A 9,258-nucleotide genomic window follows, 5' to 3' on the forward strand; every position below is an offset into this window, starting at 1 on the left:
GTGGCATCCGACGTCACCTCAAGCCCGTCTGCACCGCGCCGACCGAGGACGCCGCCACCGAACGGTTCCTCGAGTTCCAGGAGAATGGGGACAGAAGTACGCGTTCGTGCGGTTGCGAGAGAACGCGTGGGCCGAGTTCGTGCCCTTCCTCCAGTTCGACACCGAGATACGGCGGATCGTCTGCACGACGAACGCGATCGAGTCCGTGAACGCCCGGATCCGCAAGGCAGTCCGGGCCCGCGGGTACTTCCCGAACGAGCAGGCCGCCGTCAAGTGCGTCTGCATGGCGATCATGAGCCTCGACCCCACCGGCCAGGGACGCAACGCTGGACTCAACGCTGGAAGGCCGCCCTCAACGCCTTCGATATCACCTACGACGGCCGACTCTCAGCCGCCCGCCGCTGACCACCTGACAACTCCAGAACCACCGTTTACTGGACAGACCCGCCCCCGGGAGGAACCGGGACCGGGTCACCTTCGATGGGAATCGAAAGCTTGATCTATTGGGTGTTGCTGGCAGCAACCTCATCGCGGTCTGGCTCTCTTCACCTGAGGAGGGCGGGGAGATCTCGGTCCGGATCGTTCGCCCGATAGGTGAATGGAAGCCGGGCCGGGCCGCGAAGTTCGACCTGTGCTACGAGCTCCTCCGCAACACTGAGTGAGCCTTTTCCAACCTGCTTCTGGAATGCGGCCGTTGGGCTGACAGACGGGTGAAGCCCCGGGTAGATGGGTTTTCGACCAAGAGAACCGTCTCCACCAGAGGCTTAATGTGCTTGTCTACCCGTCGGGCGTGGACGTGTCCAGCTCCGCCCTCCGCTTCCTCACGCAGCGGCTGCGGCGCCACCGCGCGCGATCGGCTCCCGTTGGCGGCGCCTGAGTGCCGGCCGCCAGGCCCTGCTCACCCTCGCCCATCTGCGGGTGGGCCACACCTACGCCCAGCTCGCGACCGGGTTCGGCGTCGGAACCACGACCGCGTACCGCTACGTCACCGAAGCCGTCGATCTCCTGGCCGCTCTCGCGCCCAGCCTCGCCGACGCGGTGCGGACCGCGTCGATGAAGGCGTATCTGATCCTGGACGGCACGCTCCTGCCGATCGACCGTATCGCCGCCGACGCGGCCGTTCTACTCCGGCAAGCACAAGAAGCACGGGATGAACGTGCAGGTCATTGCCGACCTCTTCGGCCGACTGCTGTGGGCCTCACCGGCCCTGCCAGGCGCCGTCCACGACATCCGCGCGGCCCGCGAACACGGCATCATCGACGCTCTCGCCGAGGCCGGCATCCGGTGCTGGGCCGACAAGGGCTACCGGGGCGCCGGCGGCACGGTCCGCATCCCGTGCTGGGGACGATGCGCGACCCTCTCCGCAGGGCAGCAGGCGGTGCACCGGTCCCACGCGAAGATCCGGGCCCTCGTCGAGCAGGCCGTCGCCCTCAAGTCCTGGCGCCTCCTCCGCAAACTGCGGTGCTCGACCACCCGGATCACCAGCATCGTCCAGGCCGTCCTCACCCTTCATCTGACCAGCTCAGAACGATGATGGAAAAAGCTCAAGGACATGGGGATGGGACCCGATAGGCTGCTTCACCTGGAAAGTGCCTCCGACAGGGGCGGGAAAAGGGACTTGCCCGATCACCTGTCGGACAGCCCGCTTCATGAAAGCGCGCGGTTAAGGCTCAGGGGCTGACTTGAAGAAAATTGCCGTTTACCAGATTTGCGTTACCGTTTACTTCAGTGACTGGGACGGTACCCCCATAGACGCTCAGCCCACCTCCGCCGTAGTTCAAGTTTCCGCCACCAGAATTGACGCACAGGTTCGTGACGATTCCGCCGGGGAGGATTTCCTGCGGCAGTGCGCCCCCATTTCCGTTGTAAAAGGCGTACGAGTTGCCAAGGGACACTACCGCATTCGGACTCGTGTTCTGGACGGTGATGCAATAGGGGTAGGTGAGCGCAGGATTGGGCGCCTGGGTCGCGGACGTTGCGAGGGTGTTGTTGGTGCCGGCAACAGCGCTATGCCCGGTGCCGCTCAGGTACTGAGGGTGATGGTCTCCGTTGACGATCGTGTTGCCATTCCCGGGAGCGTGAATGGCCACAATGCCGGAACCGTTGTTATCGCCATCTGCACTCGCTGTACCTACAGCAGCCATTCCTACGGCCATGACCACTACACCCGTCAGACCTGCTTGGGACAACTTGTTCACCGTGACACGCGCCTTTGCTCGACAGAACGCAGAACAGCAAACGTAGCTTGACGAAGACGAGAGGCCTGCTATTTATCCAAAAGAGCACGTGTCTACCCGCACAACCGGCCGGGGGCCTGTCAATCGAACGATTGGCTCTTACAAGATTTTCGTATGCGTTGATCGCTGCAACTTGCCGGTGGTGGCGGCTGTTTGGCGGTGGCAGGCTGGCTGTGTGTGTCGTGAGGGTGGGGGACCTGCTGCCGCAGCTGGCCGCGGTGCAGGTCGAGCGAGTAGAGGCCGGCGGGGACTTGCTGAGGATCACCGCCCGGACCGGGGACGACGCCCCGGTGGCGTGTCCGGGGTGCGGGCAGACTGCGGACTGGGTGCATTCGCGTTACGTGAGACATGTCGCGGATGAGACGGTGGGTGGCCGTTCGGTCGTGATCGATTTATCGGTGCGCCGCCTGTACTGCGAGAACGCCGACTGCCAGAAGGCCACCTTCGTCGAGCAGGTTCCGGGACTGACCCGGCGCTATCAGCGACGCACTCCGGCTGCGCAGACGATGGTGGACGCGGTCGCCGTGGCACTGGCCGGATCGGCTGGAGCACGACTGCTGAGCGTGCTGCACCACGCTCTGACCTGGGCAAGCGTGCTGAACTGCCTGATGCGCATCACGCTGCCCGACCGGCCTGCCCCGCGAGTATTGGGCATCGACGAGTTCGCCCTGCGCAAGGGCCACCACTACGCCACGATCCTGGTCGACGCCGCCACCGGCGAGAGGATCGAGGTGCTGCCGGACCGGAAAGCTCAGACGGTCACCGCCTGGCTGCAGGCCCACCCCGGCGTCGAAGTCGTCTGCCGGGACGGCGCCGGAGGCTTCGCCCAGGCCACCACGGCCGCCGACCCGACGATCGTGCAGGTGGGCGACCGCTGGCACCTGTGGCACGGCCTGGCCGAGACCGTGCTGAAGGAGGAGGCGCCCACAGTGCCTGCTGGGCCAAGGCCGGCCCACCGCTGAAAAGCGGCGCACGGGCCGCGACCACCCGCGAGCGGTGGCAGCAGGCCACGGCCTGCTGGATACCGGGGTCGGCCTGCTGGAATGCGCCCGGCGGCTGGGTCTGTCCCTGAACACCGTCAAGCGATACGCCCGCCACCCCGCGGTCCTGGAGGCGGATGTCGCTGATGGGGAGGGTGGTTGCGGTATGAGCAGCTTGCTGAGCTGGGGTGTTGCAGGTTGGGTGAGAACGGCTTTCGCGTGGCAGCCAAATATGTGGTGGTACGTCGCGGGGCTGTTCCGCGAGGTTGCCTGCCTCGCCCCTCCCTTGGAGGCCGTGCACCGCTTGGGGCTGTCCGTCGAGCACGGCTGGGAGGAGCTCTCTCTCCGGCAGGGGCTCTCCGGGCGTGGCGGGCGGCTGGCCGCCCACGACGTTGAGCTTCTGGATCGCCTTGCCGCGTGCGAGAGAGTCGGCAGCTCCGCCCGGATGGAGGCCTACCCCCATCGCCCCGCGCATTCATCGACTACTTTCCGTCACCACCGGATGTGAGACAGAGCCGTTCCTTTCACAGGCCCACGATGATGGAAAAAGCTCACACACCGGACCCGTTCACCAGGGTGCCCGGCCCGGAGTGCGGAACGGGGTGAGGGCTGCTCAGATCGACACGTCGTCATGCGCCGTCCAGAGGTGCTGTCGTGTCGATCAGAGGAGCAAGTGATGGTGCGTCGTATGCGAGTCGTGGGGCTGGCCGGTGTGGTGGCCACGATGGCACTCCTGGTGCCGGCCCAGTCGTCCCTGGCCGCGGAGGTGGAAACGCGTGGGGGCGGCAAGGCGAAGGTGATCAAGGTCACCAACCGGATCACCCAGGCTCGGGTGCTCGAGCTGGGAGGCCCGCAGCCGAGTGTGGGGAACGAGACGATCGGAAGCGGCGACATCCTCGATGCTCGGGGCAAGGTCATCGGCTCGTTTGCGGTGGAGTGCACCATCACGGAGCACGCACCGCCCGTCACGATGCTCCAGTGCCTCAGTGTGCTTGACCTGCCCGACGGCCAGATCATGTTCCACAGTCGCCAGAAAGCCGGCGCGACCCCGACTGCTGCGGTCACGGGGGGCACGGGAGCGTACGTCGGTACCGGGGGCAGCGCCACCTTCGTAGACCTCGTCAACCGCGAACAGGCCGTCACCATCACCCTGACCGCCAAGCCCTGACGGGACCTGTCCCCCGAGTGGTGGACACCTCTGAGCCCGGCCCCGCCAGGGGCCGGGTAGGAGCCATCTTTTATGGTGATGAAGGTCTACTCGCCCGAGGTCAAGGCGGACGCTGTCGCGCTGTACCTGTCGGATCCGGGCCACACCTTCGAGGGCATCGGCAAGGATCTGGGGATCAGCCGCGAGACGCTGCGTAACTGGGTGCGGGCCGAAGGGGCCCGGCGCGGTGAGAGTGGCACGACGAGCACGAACACGAAAGGCGTCCCGGTGAGCGAGTGACGAGGCAGGAGCTGGAGGCCGAGATAGCGGCCCTGCGTGCGGAAGTGAGGGCCGCGCGCAAGGAGAACCAGAAACTGGCCACCGAACGGGACATCCTGCGCAGGGCGACGAAGGTTTTCGCACAAGAGATGACCTGGTGACCAACCGCTTCCAGTTCATCGAGGACCACTGCAGCGCCTGGGGCGTGAAGCGGTTGTGTGCCGTGCTGGAGGTCCCCAGGTCCAGCTTCTACAAGTGGCGGGCGGGCCGCGCGGCCCGTGCCGCGCGTGAACGGGCGGACGCGGCGCTCGCCGGGCGAATCCGGGCCGTCCACACGGAGTGGGACGGGCACCTACGGCCGCCCGAGGATCACCGCCGAGCTGCGCGAGGACGGCGAGCGGGTGAACCGCAAGTGCGTCGGACGGGTGATGCGGAAGTACGGCATCGCCGGGCTGCGGCTGCGGCTGCGCAGGCGCCAGGTCACCACCGTGCCCGAGCCGTCCGCCGCACCTGTGCCGGACCTGCTGGGGCGCGACTTCACCGCGAGGGCCCTGAACACGAAGTACGTCGGCGACATCACCTACCTGCCGGTGGGCGACGGCGAGTTTCTGTATCTGGCGACCGTGATCGACTGCCTCTCACGCCGTCTGGTGGGTTGGTCGATCGCCGACCACATGCGCACCTCACTGGTCGCCGACGCGCTCCGGGCAGCAGCCCGGGTCCGCGGCAGCCTGGCCGGCGCCGTCTTCCACAGCGATCACGGAGCCCCATACACCTCCCGTGAATTCGCCGGTAGCTGCACCGAGTTGGGGGTGCGGCAGTCCATGGGCGCGGTCGGTACCAGCGCGGACAACGCGCTCGCCGAGTCGTTCAACGCCGCCCTCAAACGCGAAACGCTCCGTGGCGCCTGCCGCTTCGACGGGGCCCACGCCTGGCGCCTGGCCGTCTTCCGCTGGACCACCCGCTACAACACATGCCGACGCCACTCGGCGAACGGACAGCAGGCGCCGATCGCGTACGAACAGCAGCCAGCTACCCTGACACTTGCCGCATAACGAAACGAACACCCCTCGGGGACAAGGCCCGCTCGCGCGGATCAAGACGGTGATCGGCCGGCGCTTCCAGCTGACGTACACGGTTCAGGGCGTTCGGAAGCTGCTGGTACGCAACGGCTGGTCCTGCCAGGTCCCAGCCCGACGCGCGATGGAGTGGGACGACGAGGCCGTGGCCGGGTGGGTCAAGGAGGTGTGGCCCTGCGCGGAAGGCTCGCGGCGGCCCGTGGAGCCTGGCTCGTCTTCGAGGACGAAGCCGGATTCTCCATGACGCCGCCGCAGGCGAAGACCTGGTCCCACCGCGGCCGGACCCCGGTGGTGAGAGTCCGCGGCCGTTCCCGCAGACGGATTTCCATCGCTGCGCTGACCTGCCACAAACCCGGTCAACGGTCCCGGCGCACATCAGCAGCTCGGCGGCCCGATCGTGCTCGTCTGGGACAACCTCAACGCCCACAAAGCCGCCGACCTGCGGGAATGGGCGGCAGCCCAGGACTGGCTGACCATCCACTTCCTGCCGCCCTACGCACCCGATCTCAACCCCGTCGAAGGGATTTGGTCCCTTCTGCGACGCGGCTGGCTCTCCAACGTCGCCTTCAGCACTCCCGAACACCTCGTCCAGCGCATACGACGCGGCCTACGGCACATCCAGTACCGCAGCCACCTCGTAGACGGCTGCCTCGCCGAGACCGGCCTGACCATCAGACCCGCCTGATCAGCAGCACGACATTACGAGTTCAACCTCAGTAGCGCCCCGCCGCCGCGGCCTGGGAGTTTCTTCCCGCTCATCCGTGCTCACTCCTGCGGCCCTGGCCGGCGTCGACCTTGTACTGCTTCACCCAGCGACAGAACCGACCGAGGACGCCCCTTGGTACGAACAAGTGATTCGTCACGGGACTGCGGATCGCGTCCCGTGAGGCGGCTCCGCGGAGCCGCCTCACGGGGGTACTTGTCGACAGCTCCGGCCGAGCCCCGAAGACACGGGCTTACGGACAGTGACCAGACCCCCTGGGGTGACCGTGCGAAGCGAGAGAGATTCCCTCACCATGACCCGTCCAGAATCACCTTCCTGGCTCAGGGGCCGCCTGTGGGCGCTCCCCCTGATCCTTGCATTCCTCGTGGCCGGAACGGGCCTGGGGCCCTCGGCATCGGCGTCCGGCAGCAGCACCGCGGCGCGGTTCAAGAGTGTCGGAGACATGACCCAGGCCCGGTACTTCCAGGCTGCTGCACTCCTGCGCAACGGCAAGGTGCTGGTCACCGGCGGCGTGGGGACGGCGTCCGCAGATCTGTACGACCCCGCCCGCCAGACCTTCACCGCCACCGGCGCACTGTCGACAGCACGCTTCCTCCACACGGCCACCGTGCTCCGCAGCGGCAAGGTCTTGATCACCGGCGGCCTGCTCGACGGCAACACAGTGCTGAGTTCGGCAGAGCTGTACAACCCTGCCACCGGATCGTTCGAGGCGACCGGCTCCATGACGACCGCCCGGGCGGCTCAGACGGCCACGCTGCTCCCCAGCGGCAAGGTCCTGGTGACCGGAGGGGCGGACGACACCAGCATCCTCAGCTCCGCTGAGGTCTACGACCCCGAAACGGGCACGTTCTCGGCCACGGCCGGAAACATGAGCGTGGACCGTGAGTCTCACACTGCCACCCTCCTCAGCGGTGGGAAGGTCCTCATCACCGGTGGTGACAGCGACTCCGGTGAGCTGTCCTCCGCAGAGCTGTACGATCCCGCCGACGGCACGTTCTCTCCCACCGGCAGCATGGCCGCGGCCAGGGAGTTCCATACGGCCACCCTGCTGAGCGACGGCCGGGTGCTCATTGGCGGCGGAGACAACAGCACCGCGGGCGCGCTGGCGACGGCCGAGTTGTACGACCCCAGGACAGGGGCGTTCCAGAACACGGGCAGCATGGCGAGCGCACGTAGCGTGCACACCGCAACGCGTCTTCGCGACGGCAAGGTTCTGCTCGTCGCCGGAGGGTTCGGCAACGTCTTCCTGACGTCCGCGGAGCTCTACGACCCGCAGAGAGGCTCGTTCAGTTCGGCCGGGTCGCTGGTGCAGCCCCGCGCTGGGCATACCGCCACGGCAGTGGGCAAGGGCGCTGTCCTCATCGCCGGCGGCGGAAACTTCACCGCCGTTCTGGACACGGCCGAGCTCTACAACGGGCACAGCCGCTGACGCGCCGTTGACACCCTGGACGACGGCGTTGGCCATGGTGATGGGTTGCGAGGCCAAGGAGGATTTCGCCGCGCAGCACCATGTACCAGCGTCTTCGTCGCGGCGGCCTCGGCACACGACAACGCCGCCTGCACTCCCTGCTCGACCAAGCCGCAGAGCGGTGCGGAATGTGCCTCGAGAGAGACTTGGTCGAGCAAGGCTTCAAGGATGCCGTCATCGTTCACGGCGCACTGCTGGACATCGACGTCGAGGCCATCGCCGCAACCCCGCTGACCAGGGCAAAGGGTCCGTACCGCAACCCAGGCGGCGGGAGTGGTCGATCAGACAAGCGACACGCCTATTCTCCATCGGCGTCTGAGCCGTGAGACGACCACAGGCCCAAGACCTACGCCTCACGGGTTTACTGGGCCTCCCCCCACCACGCCCCCGGCCCGCCGCCTCGCCACCCACGCCGGCCTGGTGCCGCGGCGTGTACCTGGCGCGACATGCTGCCGCGGTTGCTGCCGCCGGGAGCCGGGCCATGCGGTGGAGATCGCGCGGGAGCTGCGCAGATTAAGGTCGAGCCCGGTCCGCGCGTATGGCGCAGGAGTTGGCGGAGCTCGCCGAGATCCTGGCGCCTGTGACCGAGGGGAGCTGACCATGGGTGCATCCGCGCCGCTGTCCGAAGCCGAGATCCCGGAGGCGCTGGGCGGGCTGCCGGGGTGGGAGCGCCGAGGTGATCGATCACGTGCACGTATTCGATCCGCTACCACGCCGCGGTCGCGACGATCGCCGACCGGTCCCGGCGGATCCAGCGCCATGCGGATCTGGAGCTGCGGATGGACCATCTGACGGCAACGATCACCACGCGCGATACGGGCTACGTGCTGACAGAGCTGGACTTCGATCTCGCACGCCGGATCGACGCGATCGTGGGCCCCGCATCAGGCTCTAGCGGCAACGCCGTTCAGTTAACCTCGACGTTTCAGTTGCGGCTGCTGGGTAGCCGAGCAGGGTCGTTGGGGGCGGCGCTGGTTGGTGGGCATGGTGAGGGCCCGGCGCGGTGGTCGGGTTCTCCAGGGTTCCTCGGGTCGTGGGTGGTCTGGGGCATGCCGGTCAGCTGGCCGGGCGGGGCAAGGCCGCGAGTCGGTGGAAGGCGGCGGCGAGTTCGTGTCTCCAGGGCCAGGTGGCGGAGAGTCGCAGGTGGAGGCGGCGGCCGCCGCGGGTGAGGCGGGTGGCGACGTGCAGGAGCCGGTAGCGGAGCTTCTTGGTTTCGGCCGTGGCGAGTTCGCCGTCCAGCAGCAGGACGCGGGCCTTCCCCCGTGATGGTGGACGCGCTTGGTTGATCACGCGGCGAGCGTGAGCTTAGCGGCGTGGTGTCGTCGTTCGTATTCGTTGGGACTG

5 protein-coding genes and 5 pseudogenes are annotated in these 9,258 nt (G+C 67.3%); 8 read left to right on the forward strand and 2 right to left on the reverse strand.

All coding sequences use genetic code 11. The features are described from left to right. Positions 1-5: 5 nt before the first annotated feature. Positions 6-405: pseudogene (locus tag ACIF6F_RS09300) on the forward strand (transposase); the annotation flags it as partial. A gap of 364 nt (positions 406-769) precedes the next feature. Continuing rightward, a pseudogene (locus tag ACIF6F_RS09305) lies at positions 770-1,534 on the forward strand (transposase family protein). Between the two features lie 136 nt (positions 1,535-1,670). Here ACIF6F_RS09305 and ACIF6F_RS09310 read toward each other — a convergent pair. Further along, on the reverse strand, positions 1,671-2,198 hold the full coding sequence (locus tag ACIF6F_RS09310; RefSeq protein ID WP_399943423.1) for a hypothetical protein: 528 nt from the start codon (positions 2,196-2,198) through the stop codon (positions 1,671-1,673). Positions 2,199-2,455: 257 nt separating this feature from the next. On the opposite strand from ACIF6F_RS09310, the gene ACIF6F_RS09315 reads away from it, so the two are divergent. From ACIF6F_RS09315 to ACIF6F_RS09340, 6 genes and pseudogenes are all read left to right on the forward strand, one after another. Beyond that, a complete protein-coding gene (locus ACIF6F_RS09315) occupies positions 2,456-3,199 on the forward strand; it encodes an ISL3 family transposase (protein WP_399943517.1) in 744 nt (247 codons plus the stop codon). A 694-nt stretch (positions 3,200-3,893) separates the two neighbouring features. After that, on the forward strand, positions 3,894-4,385 hold the full coding sequence (locus ACIF6F_RS09320) for a hypothetical protein (protein WP_399943426.1): 492 nt from the start codon (positions 3,894-3,896) through the stop codon (positions 4,383-4,385). Positions 4,386-4,457: 72 nt separating this feature from the next. Further along, positions 4,458-5,698, forward strand: a pseudogene (locus tag ACIF6F_RS09325) (IS3 family transposase). Between the two features lie 49 nt (positions 5,699-5,747). Beyond that, a complete protein-coding gene (locus ACIF6F_RS09330) occupies positions 5,748-5,966 on the forward strand; it encodes a winged helix-turn-helix domain-containing protein (protein ID WP_399943520.1) in 219 nt (72 codons plus the stop codon). Continuing rightward, a pseudogene (locus tag ACIF6F_RS09335) lies at positions 5,963-6,407 on the forward strand (transposase). The gene ACIF6F_RS09330 and the pseudogene ACIF6F_RS09335 overlap by 4 nt, the downstream one beginning before the upstream one ends. Before the next feature lie 481 nt (positions 6,408-6,888). Next, the gene (locus ACIF6F_RS09340) at positions 6,889-7,875 is read left to right on the forward strand and encodes a Kelch repeat-containing protein (RefSeq protein ID WP_399943428.1); all 987 of its coding nucleotides are present in this window, start codon (positions 6,889-6,891) and stop codon (positions 7,873-7,875) included. 1,095 nt (positions 7,876-8,970) lie between these two features. Here the strand turns inward: ACIF6F_RS09340 and ACIF6F_RS09345 are convergent. After that, positions 8,971-9,165, reverse strand: a pseudogene (locus ACIF6F_RS09345) (transposase); the annotation flags it as partial. Positions 9,166-9,258 lie beyond the last annotated feature (93 nt).

Source organism: Streptomyces sp. NPDC086023, assembly GCF_044540325.1.
Classification (GTDB): Bacteria; Actinomycetota; Actinomycetes; order Streptomycetales; family Streptomycetaceae; genus Streptomyces.